This is a genomic window from Kitasatospora sp. NPDC056273, from assembly GCF_042268845.1.
In the GTDB taxonomy this organism is placed as follows: domain Bacteria; phylum Actinomycetota; class Actinomycetes; order Streptomycetales; family Streptomycetaceae; genus Kitasatospora.
In genome coordinates this window covers 1-26,091 of record NZ_JBHJSJ010000077.1, presented here as the reverse complement: position 1 = coordinate 26,091, position 26,091 = coordinate 1, and the positions used below count along the sequence as shown (strand labels likewise).

Sequence of the window (26,091 nt, the reverse complement as noted above, 5' to 3'; positions counted from 1 at the left end):
CGGCACTGCGTCGCAGCGATAGCCCACAGCCGGGTCAGTCTCGGTTTGTCCGTGGCGGCCAGGTGACAGCCACGCCTGACGCCCCGAACGTGCCGAGCCGCTACCACCCTTCCGGCCCGGGGGCCGGTCGGGCTCGGCGGACCGAGCGGCACTCGCACCTGGCGGGGCTGCGGACGAACCGCGTCCGGCCGCCGGTGGCGGGGCGTGCGAAGTCGACCCGGCGGACCGGGTCGCGTGTGAAGTGTACGGGAAGCGCCGAGGGGCGGGCGACTCCACGCGTGGCCGGGGGCCCGCCGAGGACCTGGGAGGAGCCCGGGGAACGGCCGGGGTGGGCGGGTTCCGGTGGGGCTGCGGCAGCGTTCCCGTGGGGCGGCGGCGGGGTCGGGGCGGGTCGCGCGGGGCGGCCGGGGGTGGAGTCGGAGGTGGAGCTCGGCGTGGGCGCGGAGGCGGGTGCGGGGGCGGACGCGGGTCGGTCGACCGCCTGCCCCGGGTCCGTCGCCGGTATGCCGTTTGTACACCGGATGGCGGCGCCCGTACACCCGCCCGGGGGATGGCGCTCGGGCGTGGGGGCGGTTTGTCCACAGGAATCCGGATGTGGGTGGTGCGGGGGCGGCGCGGGGGCGAGCCTGCGGGCATGACTGGTCGCGGGTGGTTCGGTGGGGTGATCGGGGTGATCGGGGTGGGCCAGGTGGGTCGGGCCGGTCGGCGGGCTCACGGGGTGCTGTCGCTGTGGGTGGCGGTGGTGCTCGTGGTCGTGCTCGCGGTGCCGGGGGCTTCCTATGCCTCGGGCGTCTCAGGAGCCTCACGGGCTTGGGGAGGCTTCGGTGCCGTCGGTGCCGTCGGTGCGGTCGGCGTCCCGGGCCCGGGCGGCGAGGCCGGGCGGGGTGGTGCGCGGGCCTGGCCGGTGGGTGGGCCGGACGGGGTGCTGGGCCGGTTCGAGCCGCCGCCGAAGGTCTGGGCCGCCGGGCACCGGGGGGTGGACCTCGCCGCCGCACCCGGGGCGGAGGTCCGGGCGGCGGCTCCCGGAGTGGTCACGTTCTCCGGGCCGGTGGCGGGACGGCCGGTGGTGACCGTCTCCCACCCGGGCTCGGGCTCTCCCCCGCTCCGGACCACCTATCTGCCCGTCACCGGCACCGTCCCGGTCGGCATCCAGGTAGCCGCCGGACAGGCGATCGGACTGCTCGCTCCGGACGGGCGGCACTGCGCCGGGCGCGACTGCCTGCACTGGGGGCTGCTGCGCGGAAGCCGCTACCTCGACCCGCTGGCCCTCTTCGGCGCGGGCACGGCCCGGCTGCTGCCACTGGACGGCGGGGACGGGTAGGGCGCCGGGCCGGGGGTGGGGTGCGGGTCAGGGCCGGGGCCGGGGCCGAGGGCAGGCCCGGAGCCGGGCTCAGGCGCGGACGAGCCCGCGCAGCACCATCGCGACGGCGGCGTCGGCGATCTCCTCGGGGCTCTCGGTCGCACAGCCGGCGCGGCCCCCGGTCGCGGCCTGCTCGGCCCTGCGGGTCGCCGCTTCCACGACGCCCTGGACCAGGGCCGCGGCGAGCCGGGGCTGCTCGTGGCCGAGTTCCTCCAGCGTCCGGCCGACCAGACCGGCCAGCCTGCCGTGCGCCGCCCTGATCCGCTCACGCGCGGCCTCGTCGAGCTCCAGCGCCGAGATCGCCACCACCGCGCGGTGCCGGGGGTCGGCGGCCAGTGCCAGCTGGCCCCGGACGTAGGCCTCGATCCGCTCGACGGCGGTGTCGCAGCTCGCCATCCCGGCCTCGATCTCGGCCGCCCAGAGCGGGAGGTCCACCTCACAGAGCGCCTCGACCACGGCGGCGCGGGAGCGGAAGTACTCGTAGACCGAGGAGCGCGCCAGCCCGGCGCGCGCCGCGAGCGCGGGGAAGGTCAGGGCCTCCATGCCACCCTCGGTCAGCAGGATGCGGGCAGCATCGAGGAGGGCTGCCCGCTGGAGCTGGCGATGCTCGGCCACCGTGGCCGCTCGGATCTTCGGCACGGTCCCACTGTACGGAGCCCTACCTCCGGCCGGTACGGCGCCGCGCATCGGAACGGGGCCCGGGCCCGGCGACCGGCTTCTGACGACCGACGGCAGACACCCCTCCGGCCGGCACCTTCGCTGCCGGCGCCCTTGCTGTCGGTCCCCGGCTGCCAGCGCCCTTGTCGTCGGCGCCCTACCGGATGTCCGACAGCTTGGCGCGCAGCTGGAGGACGGACTTGGTGTGGATCTGACTCACCCGACTCTCCGTCACCCCCAGCACCTGCCCGATCTCGGCGAGGGTGAGGCCCTCGTAGTAGTAGAGCGTCACCACCGTCTTCTCCCGCTCGGGGAGGGTGTTGACCGCCTGGGCCAGCAGTCTGCGCAGCTCGCGGTCCTCGGCCACCTCGACCGGGTTGTCCGCACCGTGGTCGACCAGGGTGTCCATCAGGCTCAGCCGGTCGCCGCCCTCCCCCACCGGGTGGAGCAGTTCGTCCAGCGCGACCACGTTGGCGAGCGACAGCTGGCTGAAGATGGCGTGCAGGTCCTCGATCGCGATGCCCATCTCGGCCGCGACCTCGGGCTCGTGCGGCGTCCGGCGCAGCCGGGCCTCCAGCGTCGCGTACGTCCGCTCGACCGCCTTCGCCTTCTGCCGCACCGAGCGCGGGATCCAGTCCAGGGCGCGCAGCTCGTCGATGATCGCGCCCCGGATGCGGCTGATCGCGTAGGTCTCGAACTTGATGGCGCGGTCGATGTCGAACTTCTCGATCGCGTCGATCAGCCCGAAGACCCCCGAGGAGACGAAGTCCGCCTGTTCGACGTTGGAGGGCAGGCCGACCCCGACCCGCCCCGCCACGTACTTGACGAGCGGTGAGTAGTGGAGGATCAGCTGCTCCCGCAGCCGCTGGTCCCCGGTCTCCTTGTAGGAGCGCCAGAGCTCTTCGAGGGCGGTGCGCCCCTGGGCCGCGACCTCCCGGACATCCTGCCCCTGGCCGCCGTCCGCCGCCTTCTCCCGGCGGAGCGGGGACACCGGCGAGGCGAGCGCCGGAGAGGTGGCGCCCCGGGCCGGCGCACTGCCGGGCGGCCGGGGCGCGCCGGCCGCGACCGCGCCGGGGGGCACACCGGCGGGCGCCCCGACAGGCGCGCCGTCGAGGTCGGCCGCGCCGGCGCCCGGGGCCGGCTCGGCACCCCGGGCCGCATCCGTAGGCTGGGGCACCACCGTCGGCCGCCCGCCCTGGCGGGACAGGCCTCCCATCGTCCCCGCCGACTTGGACGGGTAGTCGGACGCGGGGCGCCGCTCGGTCCGCGGCCCTCCCGAGGACCGAGCGCCACCGGTCACTCTGTGTCCGGGAATGTGTGTGGGCATGCGTTGGTCTGCGCCGTTCTGCCGAGTCATGTGCTGATAGGGAAGGCATGTGGAGCGTAGCGTGACCAACTCACTGCAAAGCGCTACCGCCACTCGGTCGTCCCCCGATCCGGTGGCGTTCGCACACCGGATCCGGGCGACGGACAGCAGAACCGGATCGGCAGGTCAGCCGGGCGGATCCGACATGCGTTCCCTCTACCCAAACGTGTTCCCGGTCCCAGCGCTCACCTCCTCCGCACCACGCGCCAGTGCGCGCCGTGCCGCTCCACGTAGCCGAGCGACCCCAGCTCGTAGAGCCGTTGCAGGACTTCGTCCGGCGGGAGGCCGGACTGCCGGGCCAGCCGCTCGACCGGCGCGCCCTCCGCCGTCGCCGGCACGGCTTCCAGCACCCGGGCCACCGCCGGCTCCAGCAGGTCGCGCGGGAGCACCGGGCCGCTGCGCTGCGGCGCGAGGTCCTCCCCGATCGCCCCGATCAGCTCGGTGATCTCGGCCGCGTCGGTGACCAGGGTGGCACCGCCGCTGCGGATCAGGGCGTGCACCCCGGCGGAGAGTTCCGAGGTCACCGGGCCTGCGACGCCCATGGTGTGGCGGTTGAGGTCCCGCGCCCGTCGGGCTGTGCTCAGGGCGCCGCTGCGCACTGCCGCCTCGACCACCACCGTCCCTCGGGTGAGCGCCGCGATGACCCGGTTGCGGAGGACGAAGCGGAAGCGGTTCGGGTGTTCCCCGGGCGGGAGTTCGCTGACCAGCAGGCCCTGGACGCCGATCCGCCGGATCAGTTCGGCGTTGCCCTTGGGATAGGCCACGTCGACACCGCAGGCGAGTACGGCGGCGGTCGTCCCACCGACCGCGAGCGCCCCGCGGTGCGCGGCCGCGTCGATCCCGTAGGCGGCTCCGGAGACGACCACCCAGCCGCGTTCGGCCAGTTGGGCGGACAGCTCCCCCGCGACGTGGGCGCCGTAGGCCGTACAGGCGCGGGAGCCCACCATCGCGACCGAGCGGAGCGCGAGCAGCCGCAGCGAGCCGGTGCCCGTCACCCAGAGCCCGATCGGGCGTCCGTCACCCAGGTCGTCGAGTTGGCTGGGCCATTCCGTGTCCCCCGGAATGATGAACCGCCCACCGACGTCCCGTACCCGTTTCAGGTCCATCCGCGGGTCCAGCCCCGGGAGCCGCGCCTGGTACCCGGACAGTCGGGTGGCGTCCAGTCCGGGGTGGTCTGGCACCGTCCCGTCCCGGATCGCCTTCACCACGTCGACGGCGGGAAGTTGAGCGAGCCATCGACCGACCACCGCGTCCCCCGGCTCGCTGAGTCGGCCGAGCAGCACCCGGGCGAGGCGTTCGGGCTCGGTCTCGGTGGTGGCCCCGGGGCCGGGCCCGGCATCGGAACCACCGGGAATTCGAGGTTGCCTCAGCAACTGGTTCATGCCTCACCCTTCTGGTTTCGCGAACGCTCGTCAGGCGTCTCGGGCTCCCCGGACAAGTCGCCGTCCGGGCTGGCGCGCTGGGCCGGGATTCCGCCGAGCCGCCCGAAGACCCGCTCGGTCAGCGGCAGTCCGTGCTCCACCCCGGTGCGCAGGACCAGGGCGGTGCGCACGTCCCGCTGGTCCGGCCGGTCGCGGCCGGCGAGGTCGGCCACCGTCCAGGCGACCCGGAGAACCCGGTCCAGGCCCCGGGCGGTCAGCAGCCCCCGCTCCAACTGCCGTGCGGCGTCGTTGAGTGCGCCGGCCGTGAGCTGCCAGCGGGTGCGCAGCTCGTGGCCCGGGACCTCCGCGTTGGTCCGCCACGGGGTGTTCGCCAGCCGGGCCGCCGCCCGCTCCCGCGCGGCCAGCACCCGGGCCGCGACGGTCTCGGTGGTCTCCGCCGTGGTGTCCCGTTCCATGAGCTCGACCCTGGTCACCGGGGCCACCTGGACCTGGAGGTCGACCCGGTCCAGCAGCGGCCCGGAGAGCCGCCCCTGGTAGCGGCTGACCATGGCGGGGGTGCACTCACAGCCCTCGCCCCGCCGCGAGTACCGGCCGCACGGACAGGGGTTGGCCGCCAGGCAGAGCAGGAAGCGGGCCGGGAGCCGCAGTGATCCGGCCGAGCGGGCGATCACCACCTCGCCCGACTCCAGCGGCTGGCGCAGCGCGTCGAGCACCCGGACCGGGAACTCCGGTGCCTCGTCCAGGAAGAGCACGCCCCGGTGGGCCAGCGAGACCGCTCCCGGTCTCGGCATACCGCTGCCGCCGCCGACGATGGCCGGCATCGTCGTGGAGTGGTGCGGGGCGCAGTAGGGCGCGGTGTCGATCAGTGGGCGCCCGGCCGGGAGCAGCCCCGCCACCGAGTGGACGGCGGTGACCTCCAGCGCCTCCTTCTGGGTCAGCGGCGGGAGCAGCGCGGGCAACCGCTCCGCCAGCATCGTCTTGCCCGCGCCCGGCGGGCCCTTCAGGTAGAGGTGGTGCCCTCCGGCCGCGGCGATCTCCAGCGCCCGTCGGGCCTCGTACTGGCCCGCCACGTCGGCCATGTCCAGCCGGGCCGCCCTGTCGTCGGGCAGGCCCCGCACGCCGGCGCTGGGCAGCATCAGGCCGGCCATCAGCGGATCGGGCCTGCCCCCGATCGGATCGGGCGGCTCCTCCGGTGCCGCCGCGCCCGTCAGGATGGCGACGAGCTGGCGCAGGCTGCGGACGCCGATCACCGTTACCCCGGGGACGAGCGAGGCCTCGGGTGCGGTCTGCTCGGCGACCACGACCCGCTGGTACCCGGCGTCGGCGGCGGCCAGCACCGACGGCAGCACCCCTCTGACCGGCCGCACCCGGCCGTCCAGCCCCAGCTCGCCGATGATCAGCAGGTCGGCGATCGCGGAGGGGTCGAGCCGTTCGGCGGCGGCCAGCACGGCGCAGGCCACCGCGAGGTCGAAGCCGCTGCCGCTCTTGGGCACCGAGGCGGGGCTGAGACCGACCGTCAGCTTCCGCTGCGGCCAGGCCTCGCCGCTGTTCACGACCGCGGCACGGACCCGGTCGCGGGCCTCGGTGAGCGCCTTGTCGGGCAGGCCGACCAGGGTGAACGCGGCCACCCCGGGCTCCAGATCGGCCTGGACCTCGACGATCACTCCGTCGACGCCGACGAGCGCGACGGAACAGGTACGGGCGAAGGCCATCTCAGACCACCCCCCGCAGGTGGTCGACCAGGGCCGCACCCCGCGCCCGATTGACCACCGCGACCAGGTCGATCCGCACCCCGCCCGGTGGGGCGGGAGGCCACTGCGGATCGGTGGGCCCCGGGTCGTAGCCGGGGCCGGCCAGCCGGGCGAAGTGATCGGGCCAGCGCTCGGCCATCCAGCGCTCGGCCAGGCGTTGCAGCCGGGCGGCCTTGGCCCGGTCGATGGCCTCGGTGGGCTGCTGGAAACCCCGCTCGGAGCGGGTCTTCACCTCGCAGACCGCCACGGTGTCGCCGTCGAGGGCGACGATGTCCAGCTCGCCCTCGGCGCAGCGCCAGTTGAGGTCCAGGATGCGGAGCCCGGCCTCCGCGAGGCGGCGGGCGGCGACCCGCTCCCCGTACCGGCCGAGCCCGTTCCTGGTGCTGCGGTCCGGGATCGCCCGCGGGGCTTTCCCGGCTGCGGCCGTGTCCGGTACGGCCTGGTCCTGCACGACGGTGTGCTGCATGGTGACCACCTCCGCCGAGGAGGCTGCCCCAACGCGCACGGCGAGGCCCGGGAATTCCCGTTCCCTGTGGATAACTCGGACCTGTGGACAACTCCTGTCACCCGCAGGGGTGAGAAGCCCCGTTCCCGCGAAATTCGGCTGGACAACGCGGGACGGAGTCGTCCAACGTCAGTTCCCGAAGCCGGACTCGTCCGAGGGCAGCTCCAGATCGCTCTTCGCGAGTTCCTCGATGTTCACGTCCTTGAAGGTCAGCACCCGGACCTTGCGGACGAACCGGGCCGGCCGGTACATGTCCCAGACCCACGCATCCGCCATCGACACCTCGAAGAACACCTCGCCCTGGACCGAGTGCACCTGCAGCTCGTAGTCGTTGGTGAGGTAGAACCGTCGTTCGGTCTCGATCACGTACTTGAACAGGCCGACGACGTCCCGGTACTCCCGGTAGAGCTTGAGCTCCATCTCGGTCTCGTACTTCTCGAGATCTTCGGCACTCATCCAGGCGTCCCCTCAACTTGTCACGTCCACCCATTGTGGACCACCGCACCCACGGTCAGAGCCGTACCGGATCCACCGGCGGGCCCTCGACCAGCAGCCGCTCCAGGAAGTCCGCCAGACCGACCGGATAGACCGTCTCGGCGGTCCCCCTCAGTTCCTCGACCGTCCACCAACGCGCCGCGAGCAACTGGGCGTGCTCGTCGGCGCCCATGCCCGAGTGGTCCAGCACCGTCTCCGTGGTCCGGGCCAGGTGGAACCACTGCTCCTGCTCGTAGCGCTGTCCCTGAAAGGAGAACGACACCGTGCCGTACGCCACCAAGGGCCCCAGGTCCACACCCCGCAGGCCGGTCTCCTCGGCGAGCTCCCGCTCGGCGGCCTCCCGCACGTCCTCCCCCGCCTCCAAGCCTCCCCCGGGCGTGAACCACCACGTCTCCCCCGGAGTGGCCGGGTCGGCCCCCAGGAAGAGGAGGATGCGGTCCAGCCCGTCCAGCAGCAGGATCCGCGCCGCTCTGCGGCGCCGTGCTGTCATGGCGGCGCTCCACGCTCCTTCCGTTCGCATCGGTGGCGCTACCGATCCTGCCACCCGGCGCGGTCGTCCGGGGCGATGTTCGGCAGAGCGGCCCGCGGGGCGACGGCCCCGCTCAGGAGCTGCGCCCCCGGAGCCGGCGGGCCAGACCCGCCGCCCCGCCCACCGCCGAAGTCACCAGGATCAGCGCCGCGCCCGCGACGGCGGCGTAGGCGGAGGGCTCCAGCGGCCCCGGCTGCGAGGCCTTCGGGCCCGCGAAGCCGTCGAAGTCCGTGACCCGGTCGAGCAGGCCCGTCCGGCCAAAGGGCAGCACGGTGGCCTCGACCCTGGCCTCGACGGCCTCGGCCGGGACGGTCCCGCCGTCCACCTCCAGGTGGGTGCGGGAGTCCAGCGAGCCCACCCGGTTGTCGCCGAGCAGGAACAGCCGGCCCTGCGGCACCGTCACGCTGAACGGCTGGCCCTGGCCGCCCTGCGTCGCGAGGTAGGGCTCGTCCACCGGCTGCCCGTCGACCGTCAGCCGGTGATCGGCCCCGCTGGTGGCGACGGTGTCCCCGCCGACCGCGACCACCCGCTTGACCATGAGTTCGCCGCCCCAGGCCTGGTCCCGGAAGACCACCACGTCGCCCCGCCCGATGTCGCCGCCGCCGACCTTGCGGGCGAGCACGGTGTCCCCGACGCGCAGCGTCGGGTGCATCGAGGCGGTGGGGATCTTGTACGGCCGGTAGTCGATCGCGATCAGCGCGAAGCCGCCGACCATCAGCACCAGCCCGAGCGCCAGGGCGACGCCCTGCAGCACCGCGGCGGGCCGACGGCCCGCACGGGCGGGCGCGGTCGGGTGGTCGGCCGTCTGCTCCACGACACTGCTCATCGACACCGTCCACCTCTGGCCGACCGGAGAACACCACTGGCACGCCGGAGGCACGGGCGGAAACGCCGGCGGGCCGTGGCACGTCCGAGCAGATTACTCGTCGGTACCACGGCCCGCGCAAGAGCCGGGGCCAACCCGGCGGAACACGATCCGGTGGAGCTCAGGACTCCTTGCGGCTCTCCGCCCGGCCACGCACCCGCCGCACCAGCGGGAGCAGGGCGACGGCCCCCACCGCACCGGCCACGGGGGGCGCCATCGGCGCGGCCGCCGCCAGGCCCTTCTGGTCGAAGGTGTCCGGCACCGGCAGCGTCGACCAGTGGCCGACCGGCCAAGCCACCACGAAGGCACGCCCGATCACGTTGTCCACCGGGACGGTGCCGCCGCCCGGCTGGTCCATGTGGAAACGGGAGTCCAGCGAGTTGGCGCGGTGGTCGCCCATGACCCAGATCCGGTCCTTGGGCACCTTGACCGGGCCGAAGGGGTGGTCGCCGCACGGGGTGTTGCCCTGGTAGACGTACGGCTCGTTGAGCGCGACGCCGTTGACCTTGACCGGCCCCTCGCCCTCGCACTCGACGGTGTCCCCGCCGACCGCGATGACCCGCTTGATCAGGTCCTTCTCGTTGGCGGAGGGCATCAGGCCGACGAAGCTGAGCACGTCCTGCACACCGCGGAGGAAGGAGTTGCTGCTCTGCTGGGTCGGCTCGTCGCTCAGCCAGCCGCCCGGGTCGTGGAACACCACGACCTCACCGCGCTCGGGTTCGGCCCCGAACCACGGGGTCAGCTTGTCGACCAGGACGCGGTCGCCGACCTGCAGCGTGTTCTGCATCGATTCCGACGGAATGGAGAACGCCTGGACGAAGAACGTCTTGATCACCAGCGCGAGGATGAGCGCGATGCCGACCAGGATCGGCAGTTCCTTCCAGAACGAGCGCTGCTTGCGCGGCTTGGACGGAGCCTCCGACTCCGAGCCGTCCGCGGGCTCGGCCTCCGCGTGCTGGGAGCCCGGGGAGTCCTCCGACCCGGCACCGCCCTGCCCGTCGGCGGTCTGCGCCGCCGCGTCCTCGACCGAGGCCGAGGAGGCCGCGGACTCGGTGGACCGGTCCGCCCGACGGCCTGGGCCCTCGGGCTCTCCGGCGCCTGATCGGGCGCCGATCACCAAATCCCCCACAACGTCTCCTCCCTGCTGTGCGGACGCCCGCGCGCCCGCGCTCAGAGTGCCGCACAGCGGGCACCACGCTCACCACGACCATGAACGCCTCAGGGCTGCCCACCGCGGACTCCCCTGACACCAGCACAGCCTCGGCCCGCGACCAGGACCACTCCCGGCCGCACCTGCACTTCTCTATCACTCCAAGGCATCCGGCTCGCGGTCCCACACGCGAGGCCCGTCCGGTCGGCGGCCGGTGCGGCTCACTCCGGAGGCCGCCCCGACCGGCGAACGACGAGCGGAAGGATGCCCAACACCCCCATAACGAGCGGCGGTTCCGCAGGAACCGGCCCAACGCCCACCGATCCCGCGGCAGTTCCGCCGGCCTGCGGCATCCGGGCGAGAGAGGAGAGTGAACCGGGCGCATCGAGTTGATGGAAGCGGTTCAGCGGCCAGGCGGTCACGAACGCGCGACCGACCACGCCGCTCAGCGGGATCGTCCCCTGTCCCGGATTGCCCATGTGGAAACGGGAGTCGGCGGAGACGTCCCGGTGGTCACCCATGACCCACAGCCGCCCCTGCGGCACCTGGATCCTGAAGGCCTGCCGGGACGGCGGGTTGCCGGGCGCGAGGTAGGACTCCTCCACCGGGTGGCCGTTGACGCTCAGGCGCCCCTGCGCGTCGCAGCACTCGACGGTGTCCCCGCCGACGCCGATCACCCGCTTGATCAGGTCCTGCTCGTTGTCGGAGGGCAGCAGTCCGACGAAGGTCAGCACCTGCTTGGCCGCACCCAGCACCGGGCCGTCCTCGGACGGCTTGCGGTCGCGCTCCAGCCAGCCGCCCGGGTCCTTGAACACCACGATGTCGCCGCGCTGCGGCTCACTGCCGAACCAGGGGGTCAGCTTGTCCACCAGTACCCGGTCCCCGATCAGGATGGTCTGCTCCATCGAACCCGAGGGGATCACGAACACCTGGACCAGGAAGGTCTTCATCACCAGCGCCACCAGCAGGGCCACCAGGACGATCATGGGCACTTCGCGGACCAGCGAGCGCTTGCGCCGACGGGCGGCCTTGCGGGCACTGCGACGGCGCTCGGCCCGGCCGCGCGCCGACGGGGCCCCGGCCGGTCCACGGCCTGCCGCACCGTCCTCCCCCGGTCCACCGCGCACCGGACCGGCCGTAGCCGGACCCCCTGCGGCCGGTCCCCCCGCAGTCGGGCCAGTCGGGCCTCCGGCAGCCGGGCGGTCGTCGAGCCGCCCCCTACCCCTGGTCCCCATGACCGCCTGTCCCCGCAGTCGCGGCGAAGGCCGCGGGCCGGTCCAGGCTGGTCCAGCGCGAGAACGGGTAGACCACCCAGTCCGCCCGGCCGATCACCTTCTTCTCGGGCACGAAGCCGCCACCGGGATCGCCGAGGTGGTCGCGGGAGTCCCGGGAGGCGCTGCGGTGGTCGCCCATCACCCACAGCTTGCCGGCCGGCACGACGATGTCGAAGGCCACGCTCGACGGGTCGTCGCCCGGGGACAGGTAGGAGGTCTCGTCGATCGGCACGCCGTTGACGGTGATCGGCGCGCCCGGCCCGGTGCTGGTCACCCGGTCCCCGCCGACGCCGATCACGCGCTTGACGTAGACGGTGTCCCCGGCCGGGGCCAGCCCGAGGTCCTGGGCGAACGAGCGCAGGCCGTCCCAGAACGTGGGTGGCTTCGCCGACTCGCGGAGGAAGGAGCCCCTCCCGTCGAAGACCACGACGTCGCCCCGCTGGGGATGGCCGCCGAAGGCGTAGGCGAGCTGGTACGCGACCAGCCGGTCGCCGGGGCGCAGGGTCTCCTCCATCGACCCGGAGGGCACCGAGAAGGGACGCGCGACGAAGGCGTTCGCCAGCAGCAGGGCCGTCAGGCAGATCCCGACCAACAGCAGCAGGTCCCGCGAACGCGAGCGCCCGGGCTCCTCGTCCTGGTCAGACCCGTCCGACCCGTCCGACTCGTCCGAGCCGTCGCCGCCGGAGCCGCCGGTCCGCTCCGGGCCCTCGGCCTGCTCCAGTACCTCAGCGTGCTCAGGCCCGTCGGCGCGCTCCGCGCCGACGACGCCACCCCCGGAAACGACCGCGGACCGCGACAGCGAGTCCGCACCGGTGGGTGCGGGACTGCCGTCGCGGTCCGCGGGTGGTTCGTGCGTGCTCATCGGGGGGTGAGCTTACCTTGCGGCCACTCGGCCCCCTCAGAGCGTTCCGATCCCCCGGCGAGGCCGGGGGCCGGTGGATCAGCGGTCGCGCTTCTCCTTGATCTTCGCGGCCTTGCCGCGGAGGTCACGCAGGTAGTACAGCTTGGCGCGGCGAACCGCACCGCGGGTCACGACCTCGATCTTCTCGACGACCGGGGTGTGCACCGGGAAGGTGCGCTCCACGCCGACGTTGAAGCTGACCTTGCGAACGGTGAAGGTCTCACCGATGCCGGCGCCGTGGCGGCGGATGACGACGCCCTGGAAGACCTGGACACGGGAGCGGTTGCCCTCGATGACCCGGACGTGAACCTTCAGGGTGTCACCGGCGCGGAAGGCCGGGATGTCGCTACGCAGCGAGGCCGCGTCGACAGCAGCGAGCTTGTTGCTCATGTTGCTCTCCATCGCAGGCGCCACGGGCCGCCCACGGAAAATCGTCACAATGGGGTTCGCTGCGGGCCGCATCGGCTGACGGCGATCCCCCCGTGGCGAGGGCGCCGGTCCACGTGTCCCCTACAGGAGGGAACCAGCGACAGACAGCAGCCGCCTATTCTTCCACATCAACGGCCGTGGACCGAAATCGGCCGAGCCCCTCGTCCCAGGCCAGGCCGAGGATGCTCAGCGCCTCGCGCTCCTTCTTGTCGAAGGCGCCGTACTGCCAGCGCTCGACCAGGTCGGGCCGGTTCGCCAGGGTCCGGGCGAAGGCCTGCTCGCGGCGCCAGCGGGCGATCTTGCCGTGGTTGCCGCTGAGCAGCACGTCCGGCACCGTACGGCCGCGCCACTCGGCGGGCTTGGTGTAGACCGGGCCCTCCAGCAGGTCGGCCATCGCGCCCGGCGCGAACGAGTCGTCGCGGTGGGACTCGGCGTTGCCGAGCACTCCGGGCAGCAGTCGGGCGATCGCCTCGACCATCACCAGCACGGCGACCTCGCCGCCGGCCAGCACGTAGTCGCCGATCGAGGCCTCGACCACCGGCATCCGGGTGGCGGCTTCCTCGATCACCCGGCGGTCGATGCCCTCGTACCGGGCGGGGGTGAAGGCCAGCCAGGGGCGCCCGGCCAGTTCCTGGGCGAGCTCCTGGGTGAACGGGCGCCCGCTCGGGGTCGGCACGACCAGGGTGGGCACCTGGCCCTCGGGGCCGCCGGCGACCACCGCGTCCAGCGCCTCGCCCCACGGCTCGGGCTTCATCACCATGCCGGGGCCGCCGCCGTACGGGCTGTCGTCGACCGTGCGGTGCACGTCGTGGGTCCATCCGCGCAGGTCGTGGACGTGCACGTCCAGCTGCCCGCGGGCGCGGGCCTTGCCGACCAGCGAGACGTCCAGCGGCTCCAGGTACTCCGGGAAGATCGTGACGACGTCGATCCGCATGCCGCTCTGCACCCCGCCGGACACCGCGCCGCCGGGCGCCGCACCAGTCGACACCGCACCGCTCGACGCCGCATCGGCGCCAACCCCGACACCGGCCCCGACACCGACCTCGGCGCCGACCTCGACACCCGCCCCGGCGCGCTCCTCGACGGTCACTCCGACTCCTCCGAGTCCTCGCCGCGCTCGGCCGAGGAGGTCCCCGCGACCTCGGCCTGCTCCATGTCGATCAGCCCGGGCGGCGGGGTGATCACGGCGCGCTGGTTCTCCAGGTCGATGGTCGGCACGATCTGGCTGACGAAGGGCACCAGCACCTCCGTCCCGTCGGCCTTCTTGACCGTGAGCAGGTCCTGGTAGGGCAGGTGGACGATCTCGGTCAGCTCGCCGACCGGGGTGCCGTCCAGCAGCACCACGTCCAGGCCGATCAGCTGGTGGTCGTAGTACTCCTCCGGGTCCTCGGGGCTCTCCTCCGGGTCGACCTCGGAGATGAGCACGGTGCCGCGGAGGGCCTCGGCCGCGTTGCGGTCCTTGACGCCGGCGAAGCGCAGCAGCAGCCGGCCGCTGTGCACCCGGCCGGACTCGACGGTCAGCGGTCCGGTCGAGCCGGGGTCGGTGAGCAGGACGGCACCGGGGCCGAGCCGGAGTTCCGGCTCGTCGGTGCGGACCTCGACACTGACGTCCCCCCTGATGCCGTGGGCACGGCCGATCTTGCCGACGACGAGCTGCACGGTGATCGTTCTCCTGGAGTTCCTGAGCCGCAACGAAAAGCGACGGGCTGCGAAGCGACGGACTGCTAAGCCATGAAGCGACGGAAATGCTGATGGAAATGCGAAAGGCCGACCGGGACGACATGCGTCCCGGTCGGCCTCACAAGCCCTGACGGCTGAACGAGCAGCGGCGTCAGCGAATGTTGTCCACGTCGACCAGGTCGACCCGGACGTTGCGACCGCCGAGGGCGCCGACCACGGTGCGCAGAGCGCGCGCCGTACGGCCGCCCCGGCCGATCACCTTGCCGAGGTCATCGGGGTGCACTCGCACCTCGATGGTGTTCCCCCGACGCAGGTTGCGCGAGCGCACCTGCACCTCGTCGGGGTGCTCGACGATGCCCTTCACCAGGTGGTCGAGGGCGTCCTCGATCACGATCAGGCCTCGGCGGCGGCGTCGGACTCGGCCTCGGCCTTGTCCGACTTCTTGGCCTTCGGGGTGATGGCGACACCGGTGGTGGCGTCCTCGAAGCCGGCGACGGCCTTCGCGAACAGGTGCGAGAAGTCCTCGACCTTCGGCTCGGCAACGAGCAGCGGAGCCGGAGCCGGCAGGCCCTTGAACTTCTGCCAGTCGCCGGTCAGCTTCAGGATGGCGAGCACCGGCTCGGTCGGCTGGGCGCCGACGGACAGCCAGTACTGGGCGCGGTCGCTGTCGACCTCGATCTTCGAGGGGTTGTAGGTCGGCTGGTAGATGCCGATCTCCTCGATCGCGCGACCGTCACGCTTGGTGCGGGCGTCGGCGACGACGATGCGGTAGTGCGGGGAGCGAATCTTGCCGAGACGCTTCAGCTTGATCTTGACTGCCACGGGAGTGGATTCTCCTGGTGTTGACGTGGGTGAGCGGGCTCGCCGTCGCGTGGGGTTGCGGGGCGGACCGTTCAAGGGACACGCCAGCCGTAGGAGAGAGGGGTCCTGCTCGGCTGCCGAGTACTCAGCTGTCCATTCTGCCACATCGGCGAGAACCGCCTGTACGCGGGACCGGGCACCCGGTCAGGGCTCGACCGGGAGCCCCCGCTCCCGGTCCAACCCGAAGACATCACCGCTGTCCTGCTGTACCGCTCGTTCCGTACTGCTCGTACGGCCTGTATCGCCTGTACTGCTACCGCCCGTCACCGCTCACTCGGCGCTGCCGCCGCTGCCGGTACCGCCGGCCCCGCGTGCACCGCCCGTACCGCTCCACTCCGCTCCGCGCCGCCCATCCGGCCGGACCGCTGCCCGCACAGCAGCCCGTCGGGACGTCGACCGCTCAAGCGACGTGAGCGGCGTGAGCGACTTAAGCGATCTTGAACGGCTGCTGGCACGCGCCGCAGACGATGGACGCCTGCGCGAGCACCGAGGGAACGACCCGGACGTTTCGCCCGCACCCGCAGACCGCCTTGACCCGCACGCCGCCCCCGGAGGAGCCGTGCCGGGCCGCCGGACCGCGGAAGGCGCGCGTCGCGCCGTCGCCGGCCACCGCCTCCTGGTGCGCCCCGAGGGCACGGTCCAGGCGTTCGATGGTCTCGGCGTACCGCTCCTGGGTCTCCTTGAGCATGGTCACCTGGGAGAAGCCGCTGCTCGCGTGCGGCTCGACCGGGTGCGCCAGGCCCAGCTCGGAAGCGAGCATCAGGAAGCGCCGGTTGTGGTAGCGGCCGGCGCGCGAGGTGTCCCGGATGTCCCGGGCCGCGGCCAGACCGTGGGCGGCCTCGTGGAGGAGGCGCTCGAAACCGAGCCGCGTCCCGCAGGCCGAGGAGGACTCGCCGATCAGGGCCTCGGGCGAGGCCAGATCGGGAAGGTCCTGGTGGTAGGCCTGGATGTCACTCCAGGCGGCGGCCAGTTCGGCCGCGAGAACGAGGGGCTGTGTCGTGCTCACGCTAGACCAACGATGGAGTGCGAGCCGATGTTCCGCATGTTCTCGTTCCCGGGGAATTCACAGGGAACTCCCAGGAATGCGAGGCCGCGCGCGAATTGCGCGTTCCGGATCTGACGCAAGACCAACCCCCTGCCGGTTTGGGCCCGTCGCAACGTCGGCGGGCCTGATGAATTCCGTCCGGGGGGCGGGCTGTCGCCACCCAGGACGTACGGCCCGTGGGCCTGCCGGATTGACAGGGCCACGGGCCGTACACCGTACCGCTATTCGGTTAATACCGGGAGTTGACCGGCCAGTAGGGATGTCCCCCGCGGGGACGCACCGGAACAGTTACCGGATTCTTACCCATCCGCATTCCGGGCAAATGTCGCCGGTGCCGGTCATTACCCGTGGGCGACCGGCGCCCGGCGGACATCCACCGGACATCCACCGAACACCGAACGGATGTCAGTACGCCCGGGCGACGAGCGCGACATTGCCTTCCTGGTCGTCCGCCAGCGGCACCGAGCCGTCGGCCGCGACGATGCAGCGGACCGTGACGCCCTGCTCGGCCAGCTTGGCCTCGCCCTCCGCGCCGAGGTCGGCCCAGGAGATCCGGCCCCAGCCGGTCGCGGCGGCCTCGATGGCCTCGTCGATGGTCTTGACGTCGACCGTGCGGGACTCGCGGCGCTCGCGGGACTGGCGCAGCAGCAGCGCCTGGTCCTCCTCCAGCACGCCCGGGAGCAGCGCGGCCAGGGCGTCGATGGAGACCGGCTCCTTGCCGCCCGGGATGCGGCGGGCCAGCATCGCGGTGCCGTTCTCCAGGTCGCGCGGGCCGACCTCGATGCGCAGCGGGACGCCCTTGAGCTCCCAGTCGACGGCACGGCGGCCGAACGGGGTGTCGGTGCGGTCGTCGACCACGACCCGGATGCCGACGGCCTCCAGCTGGGCGCCGATCTCGCGGACCTTGGCGATGACCGCGTCGTCGCCCTTGATCGCGAGCACGACGGCCTGGACGGCGGCCAGGCGCGGGGGCACCCGCAGGCCGTTGTCGTCGCCGTGGGACATGATCAGGCCGCCGACCATGCGGGTCGAGACGCCCCAGGAGGTCTGCCAGACGTACTCGCGCTCGGCGCCCTGCAGCTGGTACGTGGTGTTGAACGCCTTGGCGAAGTTCTGGCCCAGCTCGTGGCTGGTGCCCATCTGCAGCGCCTTGCCGTCGCCCATCATGCCCTCGAGGGTGAGGGTGTTGATGGCGCCGGCGAAGCGCTCCTTGGCGGTCTTGCGGCCGAGCACGACGTCGATGCCGAGCACGTTCGTCATGAAGTCGCCGTAGACCTGGGTGTGGATCATCGAGGCGTACTCGCGGGCGTCCTCGTAGGTGGCGTGGGCGGTGTGGCCCTCCTGCCAGAGGAACTCGGTGGTGCGCAGGAAGACGCGCGGGCGGAGCTCCCAACGGACCACGTTGGCCCACTGGTTGATCAGCAGGGGCAGGTCGCGGTGGCTCTGCACCCACTTCGAGAAGTACTCGTTGATGATCGTCTCGGAGGTCGGCCGGACGACGACCGGCTCCTCCAGCTGCTTGCCGCCGCCGTGGGTGACCACCGCGAGCTCGGGGGCGAAGCCCTCGACGTGCTCGGCCTCCTTGGTCAGGTAGGACTGCGGGATGAACATCGGGAAGTAGGCGTTCTGCGCGCCGGCCTTCTTGATCCGCGCGTCCATCTCCTGCTGCATCCGCTCCCACAGGCCGTAGCCGTACGGTCGGATGACCATGGTGCCGCGCACCGGACCGTTGTCGGCCAGCTCGGCCTTGTTGATGAGGTCCTGGTACCAGCGCGGGAAGTCTTCCGCCTGAGGGGTGAGAACGGGTGCCTTAGCCATGGGGCGAATGGTACGGGGCCCGGGGCCCCGGTTTCGAATCGGTATCACCGGGCGGGGGCGCACCACCGCGACACGCGCGCACCACCCTGCACCCCTCTGGACGCCGGGCCCGACCCGCTGTTCGCTGGTGTGGGGCGGGACTTTGGGGGAGCCGTAGCAGCGCACCGAAGGACCGGATGGGAGGCCGCCATGGCTTCAGCTCGCACGACCGGCACGACCGGCACGACCGCACGACCGACGGGCGCACGCCCGCACCACCCGCGGACCGGGGCGGCCCGCCCCGCGCGGGCGCGCGACTGGGCGGAGATCCAGGAACGCATGCTGGTGCCGCTCTACGAGGCGGTCTACGACCGGCTGGAGGTCGGCCCGGCGAGCAGCGTGCTGGGCCTGGGCTGCCGCTCCGGGCTGGCCCTGCTGCTCGCGGCCGGCCGGGGCGCCCAGGTCTCCGGGCAGGAGCCGCGGGACGAGCTGCGCGAGCTGGCCCACGATCGCCGGCTGCGGGTGTGCGCGGGGCCCCGGACGTCGGCGGCCGTCGCCCGCTCGGCCCATTCGCTGGTGACGGTTTTCGAGCAGCTGCCCGGGGCCGCCGACGCCGGGCCGGTGGTCGCCGAGGCCGCCCGGCTCACCCTCCCGGGCGGGCACGTGGTGCTGGCCGCCTGGGGCCCGCCGGAGCGCTGCGAGAGCGCCCCGGTGCTGGACGTGGCCCGGCGGATGGCGGGCCGGACCACCGCGCGCGACCCGTTCGAGCTGAGCGCGCCCGGCGCGCTGGAGGACCTGCTGGCCCCGGCCGGCCTGCGTCCGGCCGGCAGCGGCCGGGTGAGCTGCCCGTTCGCCTACGCCGACCTCGACAGCGCGGTGCGCGGGCTGCTCTCCACCGGCCTGTTCGAGCCGGCCGAGGAGTTCTCCGGGGCCTCGCTGGTGGCCAAGGAGCTGGAGGAGGTGCTCCAGCCGTACCTGCGCGCGGACGGCTCGGTACGGATGGAGAACCTGTTCCGCTACCTGGTCGCCGAACGGTCGCGCTAGGCGGGACGAGGAGGCCGAGGAAGAGCGGGGACGAAAAACCGGGGGCGCCCGCCACCATGGCGAGCGCCCCCGGCCCCCGGCTTCACGCCCGGTCGATCGACTTCCCGTCGGCCCCGTCAGCGCCGTCGGACCCACCAGGCCCGCCGGACCCGCCGGCAGGCCCGTCGGCCCCGTCGGCCCCGTCGGCCCCCTCGGAGCCCTCCCGCGGCACCCCCGCCGCCCGGTACGCCGCCGCCTCGTCCAGCGTCTCCGCCTCCAGCAGCGCCGCCGCCAGCGCGTCCAGCCGGTGCCGCTGCTCGGTCAGGATCCGCACCGCGTCGTCGTAGCACTCGGAGACGATCCGCCGCGCCTCCTCGTCCACCGCGTCCAGGGTGGTCGGCGCGGCGGAGAGCCCGTACGCGCCCTGCGGGTCGGAGGGCACCGCGGTGAGCCGGCCGACCCGCTCGCTCATCCCCCAGCGTCCGGCCATCCCGCGGGCGATGCTGGTGACCTGCTCCAGGTCGCTCTCCGCACCGGTGGTGATCACCCCGTAGACCACCTGCTCGGCCGCCATGCCGCCGAGCGCGCCGATGATCCGGCCGCGCAGGTACGGCTCGGTGTACGAGTAGCGGTCGTTCTCCGGGGTGGAGAGCGTGACGCCGAGCGCCCGGCCGCGCGGCACGATGGTGATCTTGCGGACCGGGTCCGCGCCGGGCTGGAGCATGCCCAGCAGCGCGTGCCCGCTCTCGTGGTACGCCGTCCGCTCGCGCTCCTCCTGCGGCATCACCAGCGGCCGCACCGCGCCGAGCTGGACCTTCTCCAGCGCGTCCGAGAGGTCCCGCTCGTTGACCGCGTCCTGCTTGCGCTTGACGGCCAGCAGCGCGGCCTCGTTGACCAGGTTGGCGAGTTCGGCGCCGGTCATCCCCGGCGTGACCTTGGCCAGCTGGTTGAGGTCGGTGTCGCCCGCCAGCGGGACGCTGCGGCTGTGGATGCGCAGGATCGCCGCGCGGCCCTCCCGGTCGGGCGGGCTGACGGTGATCCGCCGGTCGAAGCGGCCGGGGCGCAGCAGGGCCGGGTCGAGCACGTCCGCCCGGTTGGTCGCGGCGATCACGATGACGCCCTCGGAGCCGCTGAAGCCGTCCATCTCGGTGAGGATCTGGTTGAGGGTCTGCTCGCGCTCGTCGTGCCCGCCCATGCCGCCGCCGGCGCCGCGCTGGCGGCCGATGGTGTCGATCTCGTCGATGAAGATGATCGCCGGGGCGACCTTGCGGGCCTCGGCGAACAGCTCGCGGACCCGGCTGGCGCCGACGCCGACGATCATCTCGATGAACTCGGAGGCGGAGGCGGAGAAGAACGGCACGTTCGCCTCGCCGGCCACGGCCCGGGCCAGCAGGGTCTTGCCGGTTCCGGGCGGGCCGCTCAGCAGTACGCCGCGCGGCATCTTGGCGCCGAGCCTGCGGTACCGCTCGGGGTTCTTCAAGTAGTCGACGACCTCGGTGAGTTCGGCCTCGACCTCGTCGATGCCGGCCACGTCGGCGAAGGTGGTGCGCTTGCCCTCCTCGGCGGTGACCGGCTTCGGCGGGGCCTTGCGGCCGAGCGGTCCGCCGCCGAGCCCGCCGGCCATCCGGCGGGCGAGCAGCACCCAGATGAAGATCAGCAGCAGCATCGGGGCGAGCGAGATCAGCAGGTTGGTGAGGAAGCTGCGCTGCTGGACCGGCGAGGTGGCGGTGACCTCGACGCCCTGCTGCTGCAGGGTGGTCCAGAGGTTGTCGCCCGCGAAGGAGGGCCGCTGGGTGTCGAACTCGGTGTAGTCGCCCTTGCCGCCGTCCGGCTTGGGCTGGGCGCTCTTGAGGGTGCCCTCGATCGCGTCGCCCTTGGCGTAGATCTTGGTGATGTTGCCCTTGTTCAGCTGGTTGTTGAACTCGGTGTACGAGATCGTGGTGGCACCGGCGGGGCCGAAGAAGGACAGCAGCAGGTCCGAGATCAGGAACACCACGAGGGCGGTGAGGGCGAGGCCCACCCAGCCCCCGGGCATCCGGCGCTTGGGCGGCGGCGGGGGCGGGGCGCCCTCCGAACGCCAGGGCTGGTCGGGGGTCTGACGTGGCGGCACGGGTTCGGTCACCCATCGGACAATACGGACAGGTGCTCGGGCGGGCCAATCGCAACGCCGCGCCCGGACCGCCGGACGGCCGCGCCGACCCCTCCCACCAGCGACTATGCCGTCGCGCCCGGCCACTCCTCGGCGGTCAGCGCGAACCGCTCGTGGTCGCGCCAGTCCCCCTGGAGGAACAGCATCCGCGGGGTGAAGCCCTCGTGCCGGAAGCCCAGCCGCTTGGCCATCGCGATCGAGCGCTCGTTCTCCGGCTGCACGTTGATCTCCAGCCGGTGCAGCCCGAGCCCGTCGGCGGTCTGCGGGGCGAAGCAGCGGTCCACGACCAGCCGCATGCCCTCGGTCATCCGCCCGGTGCCGTTGAACGGGACGTACGAGTCGTAGCCCAGCGAGGCGTTGCAGAACCGGCCCATCACGATGTTGGCGACGTTCACCTTGCCGACCAGTCCGCCGGTCTCCCGGTCGACGATCAGGAAGGTGCGCAGCCCGGACCCCTGGCGCTTCAGCAGGTCGGGCAGCCCGTCCGGTTCGACCGGGTTCCACCGTCCGATGTGTTCGGCGGACCGCCGGACCGCTTCGGCGTACCCGGCCGTGTCCTCGGCCCTCGGGGCCCTGATCATCACTCGCATGCCCCCATCATCGGACACGCGATCGGCCCGCCGCCCGGAAACACCGGACGACGGGCCGACGGGAGCCGGTCGGAGGACTACAGCAGGTCCTTGAACTCCTTGGGCAGCTCGAAGTCGGCCGGGCCCTTGCCCGCGCCGAGGCCGAACGCGCCGCCGTCCGCCGGGCCCTGGCCGGCGCCCGGGCCGAGCGCGCGGCGCTCGGCGGCCGCGGCCTCCTCCTGGGCGCGCTTCAGCGGGTTGCCGCTCTTGCGCTTGCCCTTGGCCTGCGGGGCCTTCTTGCCGGACTTCTTGGCGCCGCCGCCCATGCCCGGGATCCCCGGCATGCCGGGCATGCCCTTGCCGGAGGCCATCGCGGACATCATCTTGCGGGCCTCGAAGAACCGCTCGACCAGGTTCTTCACCTCGCCGACCTGGACACCGGAGCCCTTGGCGATGCGGGCCCGGCGGGAGCCGTTGATCAGCTCCGGCTCGGCCCGCTCGGTCGGGGTCATCGACTTGATGATCGCGCCGACCCGGTTGACGTCCTTGTCGTCGATGTTGTTGATCTGGTCCCGGATCTGGCCCATGCCGGGCAGCATGCCGAGCAGCTTGGAGATCGAGCCCATCTTCTGGACCTGCTCCAGCTGGGACAGGAAGTCGTCCAGGGTGAACTGCTTCGGACCGCCGCGCAGCTTGGCGGCGATCTTCTCCGCCTCCTCCTGCGAGAAGGTCTGCTCGGCCTTCTCGATCAGCGAGAGGACGTCACCCATGCCGAGGATGCGCGAGGCCATCCGGTCCGGGTGGAAGGCGTCGAAGTCGTCGACCTTCTCGCCGTTGGAGGCGAACATGATCTGCCGGCCGGTGACGTGCGCGACCGACAGGGCGGCACCGCCGCGGGCGTCGCCGTCGAGCTTGGAGAGCACCACGCCGGTGAAGTCGACGCCGTCGAGGAAGGCCTGCGCGGTGGTGACCGCGTCCTGGCCGATCATCGCGTCGACGACGAACAGGACCTCGTCCGGGTTCACCGCGGCGCGGATGTCGGCGGCCTGCTGCATCAGCTCGGCGTCGATGCCCAGGCGGCCTGCGGTGTCGACGACGACGACGTCGTACTGCTTCTGCTTGGCGTACTCGATCGAGTCCTTGGCCACCTGCACCGGGTCGCCGACGCCGTTGCCGGGCTGCGGGCCGTAGAAGGCCACGCCGGCGCGCTCGGCGACCACCTGGAGCTGGTTGACCGCGTTGGGGCGCTGGAGGTCGCAGGCGACCAGCAGCGGGGTGTGCTTCTGCTTCTTCAGCCAGTGGCCGAGCTTGCCCGCCAGGGTGGTCTTACCGGCACCCTGGAGACCGGCCAGCATGATCACCGTCGGGCCGCTCTTGGCGAACCGCACCCGTCGGGTCTCGCCACCGAGGATGGAGATGAGCTCCTCGTTGACGATCTTGATGATCTGCTGCGCCGGGTTCAGCGCACCGGAGACCTCGACGCCGAGCGCCCGCTCCTTGACCTGCTTGATGAAGGCCCGGACGACCGGCAGCGCGACGTCCGCCTCCAGCAGCGCGATGCGGATCTCGCGGGCGGTGGCGTCGATGTCCGCCTCGCTCAGGCGGCCCTTGCCCCGGAGGTTCTTGAACGTCGCTGCGAGGCGATCGGAAAGGGTGTCGAACACGTCGTCGCGGGTCCTCTGCGGCATCGGAATCGGTACGGTCGTCGCCCCCCAGGGTATCCGGCCGCCCCGGGTACGGTCTCCACCCCTGCTCCCGAAGCTCTTCCACCCCCGTTCCGGGAGCTCCTCCACCCTCGCCGCCGAGGCCCGACGGCCCCCGCCGCCGGAGCCCTCCGGGGCGCGTCAGCCCAGTGCGGCCCGGACCGCCGCCGCCACCTCGCCGGCCCGCCGGGCGGTCAGCGGACGGCCCGCCCCGTCGGTCAGGTAGAACGAGTCGACGGCCTCCGCGCCCAGCGTGGAGACGTGCGCGGTGCGCACCCGTACGCCCGCCCCGTCCAGCGCCCGGCCGATCCGGTGCAGCAGCCCGGGGGCGTCGTGCGCGCGGACCTCCAGCACGGTCGCGGTCGCCGAGGCCACCGCGGGCGCCACCGCGACCAGCGGCGGCGGGGTGGGGATGCCCCGGCGGCGCGGGGCCGCGGCGTCCCGCTCGGCGAGGCGGCGGGTGACGTCCAGCGAGCCGTCCAGCGCCCGGCGCAGGTCGGCCCGCAGCCGGGCCGCCTCCGGCAGCTCGCCGTACTCGGCCGCCACCCGCCAGGACAGCAGCAGCACCGGCCCGGCGCCCACCGGGTCCAGCTCGCGCAGCCCGGCCGAGCGGACGGCCAGCCGGTGCAGCGCGAGCACCCCGGCGGCGGTGCCGAGCAGCCCGGGCCGGTCCGGGACGGCCAGGTTCAGCTCGACGCCCATCGGCTCGGCGCCCGGCTCCGCCCCCTCGGAGCGGGCCCGCAGCGACAGCGCCGGCTGCCCGGTCCGGGCGGCCTCGACCGCGAGCCGCTCCTGCTCGGCGGTCGGCGCGCCCTCCGCCGGCGGGGTGCCCGCCCCGGCCAGCCGGTCCGCCGCCCGGGCCACCAGGCCCTCCACCAGCGAGGCCCGCCAGCCGCTCCACGCGGCCGGGCCGGTGGCCAGCGCGTCCGCCTCGGTGAGCGCGTGCAGCAGCTCCAGCTCGGGCAGGGTGGCGACCACCTTGGTGACCGCCTCGACGGTGGCCGGGTCGTCCGGATCGCGCCGGGTCGCGGTGTCCACCAGCATCAGGTGGTGGCGGACCAGCACCGCCAGGGTCTCGGTGTCCTCGGGGCCGAAGCCCATCCGGGCGCCGAGGTCGCGGACGATCACCTCGCCGGCCTCGCTGTGGTCCCCCGGCCAGCCCTTGCCGATGTCGTGCAGCAGCGCGGCGACCAGCAGCAGGTCCGGGCGGGCCACCCGGCGGGTCATCGCGGCGGCCCGCACCGCCGTCTCCACCAGGTGCCGGTCCACCGTCCAGCGGTGCACCGCGTTGCGCTGCGGACGGCAGCGCACCCGCTCCCAGTCCGGGATCAGCCGGCGGACCAGCCCCTCCGCCTCCAGCGCCTCCCACACCGGGACGGCCGACTCCCCCGCGCCCAGCAGGGTGACCAGCTGCTCGCGCGCCTCGTCCGGCCAGGGCACCGGCAGCGGGCGGCACTCGGCGGCCAGCCGGCGCACCGTGGCGTACGAGACGGTCAGCCCGTTCTGCGCGGCGGCGGCCGCGGCGCGCAGCGGCAGCACCGGGTCGGCGGCCGGTCGGGCGCCCTGGGCGAGCACGGCCTCGCCGTCCTGCTCGACCACGCCCTCGGCGAGCGGCCGCCGCTCGACCGCGCCCCGGGCCACCGCGCCGGAGCCGCGTCCGGAGCCGGCGAACGGGATGCCCAGCCGGCGCACCCGCCGGCCGCGGCCGCCGCGGGCCGCGAGCACCCGGTCCACCGCCCGCCAGGTGACGTCGCCCGCGTACGCGACGGTGCGGGCGGCCTCGTAGACCCGGCGCAGCAGGGTGTCGGCGTCCAGCACCCCGAGCCGCTCGGCGACCTGGTCCTGGTCCTGGAGGCCGAGCCGGTCGGTGGCCCGGCCGGTGACCAGGTGCAGGGCGTCCCGCACGTCGGCCAGCCACCGCGCGGCGTCGTCCAGGCCGTCCCGGGGCGCGTCGGCCAGCCAGCTGGCGGCGATCGCGTCCAGCGCCACGACGTCGCGCAGGCCGCCGCGGGCCTCCTTGAGGTCGGGCTCCAGCAGGAAGGACAGCTCACCGTGTCGTTCGGCCCGCTCGCGGCCCAGCTCGCGCAGCTCGGGCAGGCGCGCGGGGGCGCTCGCGCGCCAGTCGGTGAGCACCGCGGCGCGCAGCGCGTCGGTGAGCGCCCGGTCCCCGGCGAGGTGCCGGGCGTCCAGCAGGCCGAGCTGGGCCTTGAGGTCGGCGGCGGCGACCGCGCGGGCCTCCGCGACGGTGCGCACCGCGTGGTCGAGCCTGGCGCCCGAGTCCCAGACCGGGTACCAGATCCGCTCGGGCAGCTCCCCGGCGACCGGACCGTCGTGCAGCAGCAGGACGTCCAGGTCGCTGCGCGGGGACAGCTCGCCCCGCCCGTAGCCGCCGACCGCGACCAGCGCGACGCCGGGCGGGGCGCCGGCGGCCGCGAGCAGCCCGGCCAGCCAGTCGTCGGTGAGCCGGGCGAGCGCCCGGCGGCAGGGGCGGCCGCCCGGGCCGGGGGCCGGGCGGGGGGCGGGGCCGGGCGGGGCGGGGCAGCCCGCGGGGTCGGGGGGGGGGGGAGGGGGGGGAGTGGGTGTGGGGTCACTGCCGCCGG

Annotated in this window: 24 protein-coding genes; 2 read left to right on the top strand and 22 right to left on the bottom strand. The window is 73.6% G+C overall.

The features are described from left to right. The first annotated feature begins 634 nt into the window (after positions 1-634). Positions 635-1,321 (top strand): murein hydrolase activator EnvC family protein, encoded by a 687-nt coding sequence (locus ACFCY1_RS38075; protein ID WP_375877489.1) that lies wholly within the window; start codon positions 635-637, stop codon positions 1,319-1,321. 69 nt (positions 1,322-1,390) lie between these two features. On the opposite strand, the gene ACFCY1_RS38070 is transcribed toward ACFCY1_RS38075, so the two are convergent. From ACFCY1_RS38070 to proS, 18 genes are all read right to left on the bottom strand, one after another. After that, positions 1,391-1,975: a TetR/AcrR family transcriptional regulator gene (locus ACFCY1_RS38070; protein WP_117491975.1), complete on the bottom strand. Its 585-nt coding sequence runs from the start codon at positions 1,973-1,975 to the stop codon at positions 1,391-1,393. 199 nt (positions 1,976-2,174) lie between these two features. Continuing rightward, on the bottom strand, positions 2,175-3,194 hold the full coding sequence (whiG, locus tag ACFCY1_RS38065) for an RNA polymerase sigma factor WhiG (protein WP_375877488.1): 1,020 nt from the start codon (positions 3,192-3,194) through the stop codon (positions 2,175-2,177). A gap of 374 nt (positions 3,195-3,568) precedes the next feature. Next, positions 3,569-4,765, bottom strand: coding sequence for a DNA-processing protein DprA (gene dprA / locus ACFCY1_RS38060; RefSeq protein ID WP_117489675.1), 1,197 nt, complete (start codon positions 4,763-4,765; stop codon positions 3,569-3,571). Continuing rightward, positions 4,762-6,477, bottom strand: a complete 1,716-nt coding sequence (locus tag ACFCY1_RS38055) for a YifB family Mg chelatase-like AAA ATPase (RefSeq protein ID WP_117489673.1) — start codon at positions 6,475-6,477, stop codon at positions 4,762-4,764. The genes dprA and ACFCY1_RS38055 overlap by 4 nt, the downstream gene beginning before the upstream one ends. Before the next feature lies 1 nt (position 6,478). After that, positions 6,479-6,982 carry a YraN family protein gene (locus ACFCY1_RS38050; RefSeq protein ID WP_079271927.1) on the bottom strand — a complete coding sequence of 168 codons (504 nt, stop codon included), beginning with the start codon at positions 6,980-6,982 and terminating at the stop codon, positions 6,479-6,481. A 168-nt stretch (positions 6,983-7,150) separates the two neighbouring features. Further along, a complete protein-coding gene (locus tag ACFCY1_RS38045) occupies positions 7,151-7,477 on the bottom strand; it encodes a DUF2469 domain-containing protein (protein WP_030056781.1) in 327 nt (108 codons plus the stop codon). Between the two features lie 55 nt (positions 7,478-7,532). Next, positions 7,533-8,006, bottom strand: a complete 474-nt coding sequence (locus ACFCY1_RS38040; protein WP_049650392.1) for an NUDIX hydrolase — start codon at positions 8,004-8,006, stop codon at positions 7,533-7,535. Positions 8,007-8,118: 112 nt separating this feature from the next. Continuing rightward, on the bottom strand, positions 8,119-8,871 hold the full coding sequence (gene lepB / locus ACFCY1_RS38035; protein WP_082345436.1) for a signal peptidase I: 753 nt from the start codon (positions 8,869-8,871) through the stop codon (positions 8,119-8,121). A gap of 160 nt (positions 8,872-9,031) precedes the next feature. Continuing rightward, complete coding sequence (gene lepB / locus ACFCY1_RS38030) at positions 9,032-10,039, bottom strand: signal peptidase I (protein ID WP_375877487.1); 1,008 nt, start codon at positions 10,037-10,039, stop codon at positions 9,032-9,034. A 242-nt stretch (positions 10,040-10,281) separates the two neighbouring features. Next, positions 10,282-11,295 carry a signal peptidase I gene (lepB, locus tag ACFCY1_RS38025; protein ID WP_375877486.1) on the bottom strand — a complete coding sequence of 338 codons (1,014 nt, stop codon included), beginning with the start codon at positions 11,293-11,295 and terminating at the stop codon, positions 10,282-10,284. Then, complete coding sequence (gene lepB, locus ACFCY1_RS38020; protein WP_375877485.1) at positions 11,279-12,196, bottom strand: signal peptidase I; 918 nt, start codon at positions 12,194-12,196, stop codon at positions 11,279-11,281. The genes lepB (ACFCY1_RS38025) and lepB (ACFCY1_RS38020) overlap by 17 nt, the downstream gene beginning before the upstream one ends. A gap of 78 nt (positions 12,197-12,274) precedes the next feature. Then, positions 12,275-12,625 carry a 50S ribosomal protein L19 gene (rplS, locus tag ACFCY1_RS38015; RefSeq protein ID WP_030306736.1) on the bottom strand — a complete coding sequence of 117 codons (351 nt, stop codon included), beginning with the start codon at positions 12,623-12,625 and terminating at the stop codon, positions 12,275-12,277. 154 nt (positions 12,626-12,779) lie between these two features. Then, complete coding sequence (gene trmD / locus ACFCY1_RS38010) at positions 12,780-13,598, bottom strand: tRNA (guanosine(37)-N1)-methyltransferase TrmD (protein WP_375877492.1); 819 nt, start codon at positions 13,596-13,598, stop codon at positions 12,780-12,782. A gap of 152 nt (positions 13,599-13,750) precedes the next feature. Then, complete coding sequence (gene rimM, locus ACFCY1_RS38005; RefSeq protein WP_375877484.1) at positions 13,751-14,323, bottom strand: ribosome maturation factor RimM; 573 nt, start codon at positions 14,321-14,323, stop codon at positions 13,751-13,753. A 172-nt stretch (positions 14,324-14,495) separates the two neighbouring features. Next, the gene (locus ACFCY1_RS38000; protein WP_030056773.1) at positions 14,496-14,735 is read right to left on the bottom strand and encodes an RNA-binding protein; all 240 of its coding nucleotides are present in this window, start codon (positions 14,733-14,735) and stop codon (positions 14,496-14,498) included. A 2-nt stretch (positions 14,736-14,737) separates the two neighbouring features. After that, positions 14,738-15,166: a 30S ribosomal protein S16 gene (rpsP, locus tag ACFCY1_RS37995; RefSeq protein ID WP_049650397.1), complete on the bottom strand. Its 429-nt coding sequence runs from the start codon at positions 15,164-15,166 to the stop codon at positions 14,738-14,740. 466 nt (positions 15,167-15,632) lie between these two features. After that, entirely contained in the window at positions 15,633-16,211 is a 579-nt protein-coding gene (locus ACFCY1_RS37990) for a hypothetical protein (RefSeq protein ID WP_049650398.1), read from the bottom strand. A gap of 444 nt (positions 16,212-16,655) precedes the next feature. After that, positions 16,656-18,068 (bottom strand): proline--tRNA ligase, encoded by a 1,413-nt coding sequence (gene proS / locus ACFCY1_RS37985; protein WP_049650399.1) that lies wholly within the window; start codon positions 18,066-18,068, stop codon positions 16,656-16,658. A gap of 189 nt (positions 18,069-18,257) precedes the next feature. On the opposite strand from proS, the gene ACFCY1_RS37980 reads away from it, so the two are divergent. Then, positions 18,258-19,091: a class I SAM-dependent methyltransferase gene (locus ACFCY1_RS37980; RefSeq protein ID WP_074001520.1), complete on the top strand. Its 834-nt coding sequence runs from the start codon at positions 18,258-18,260 to the stop codon at positions 19,089-19,091. Positions 19,092-19,173: 82 nt separating this feature from the next. Here the strand turns inward: ACFCY1_RS37980 and ftsH are convergent, their stop codons facing one another. From ftsH to ACFCY1_RS37960, 4 genes are all read right to left on the bottom strand, one after another. After that, a complete protein-coding gene (ftsH, locus tag ACFCY1_RS37975) occupies positions 19,174-21,192 on the bottom strand; it encodes an ATP-dependent zinc metalloprotease FtsH (RefSeq protein WP_375877483.1) in 2,019 nt (672 codons plus the stop codon). Between the two features lie 92 nt (positions 21,193-21,284). Continuing rightward, positions 21,285-21,809 (bottom strand): GNAT family N-acetyltransferase, encoded by a 525-nt coding sequence (locus tag ACFCY1_RS37970; RefSeq protein WP_079271904.1) that lies wholly within the window; start codon positions 21,807-21,809, stop codon positions 21,285-21,287. 77 nt (positions 21,810-21,886) lie between these two features. Further along, on the bottom strand, positions 21,887-23,452 hold the full coding sequence (ffh, locus tag ACFCY1_RS37965) for a signal recognition particle protein (RefSeq protein WP_049658994.1): 1,566 nt from the start codon (positions 23,450-23,452) through the stop codon (positions 21,887-21,889). A gap of 180 nt (positions 23,453-23,632) precedes the next feature. After that, the coding region (locus ACFCY1_RS37960) for a [protein-PII] uridylyltransferase (protein WP_375877482.1) at positions 23,633-26,091 on the bottom strand (2,459 nt) is incomplete at its 5' end.

What these genes read in the sequence shown, in the direction of transcription:
- ACFCY1_RS38055 (WP_117489673.1), bottom strand. Translation starts at nt 6,477, where the DNA reads ATGGCCTTCGCCCGTACCTGTTCCGTCGCGCTCGTCGGCGTCGACGGA.
- ACFCY1_RS38040 (WP_049650392.1), bottom strand. Translation starts at nt 8,006, where the DNA reads ATGACAGCACGGCGCCGCAGAGCGGCGCGGATCCTGCTGCTGGACGGG.
- proS (WP_049650399.1), bottom strand. Translation starts at nt 18,068, where the DNA reads ATGGCTAAGGCACCCGTTCTCACCCCTCAGGCGGAAGACTTCCCGCGC.
- ACFCY1_RS37980 (WP_074001520.1), top strand. Translation starts at nt 18,258, where the DNA reads ATGGCTTCAGCTCGCACGACCGGCACGACCGGCACGACCGCACGACCG.
- trmD (WP_375877492.1), bottom strand. Translation starts at nt 13,598, where the DNA reads ATGCGGATCGACGTCGTCACGATCTTCCCGGAGTACCTGGAGCCGCTG.
- dprA (WP_117489675.1), bottom strand. Translation starts at nt 4,765, where the DNA reads ATGAACCAGTTGCTGAGGCAACCTCGAATTCCCGGTGGTTCCGATGCC.
- ACFCY1_RS38075 (WP_375877489.1), top strand. Translation starts at nt 635, where the DNA reads ATGACTGGTCGCGGGTGGTTCGGTGGGGTGATCGGGGTGATCGGGGTG.
- lepB (WP_082345436.1), bottom strand. Translation starts at nt 8,871, where the DNA reads ATGAGCAGTGTCGTGGAGCAGACGGCCGACCACCCGACCGCGCCCGCC.
- rplS (WP_030306736.1), bottom strand. Translation starts at nt 12,625, where the DNA reads ATGAGCAACAAGCTCGCTGCTGTCGACGCGGCCTCGCTGCGTAGCGAC.
- ACFCY1_RS37970 (WP_079271904.1), bottom strand. Translation starts at nt 21,809, where the DNA reads ATGCGAGTGATGATCAGGGCCCCGAGGGCCGAGGACACGGCCGGGTAC.
- ACFCY1_RS38050 (WP_079271927.1), bottom strand. Translation starts at nt 6,982, where the DNA reads ATGCAGCACACCGTCGTGCAGGACCAGGCCGTACCGGACACGGCCGCA.
- ACFCY1_RS38045 (WP_030056781.1), bottom strand. Translation starts at nt 7,477, where the DNA reads ATGAGTGCCGAAGATCTCGAGAAGTACGAGACCGAGATGGAGCTCAAG.
- lepB (WP_375877486.1), bottom strand. Translation starts at nt 11,295, where the DNA reads ATGGGGACCAGGGGTAGGGGGCGGCTCGACGACCGCCCGGCTGCCGGA.
- lepB (WP_375877485.1), bottom strand. Translation starts at nt 12,196, where the DNA reads ATGAGCACGCACGAACCACCCGCGGACCGCGACGGCAGTCCCGCACCC.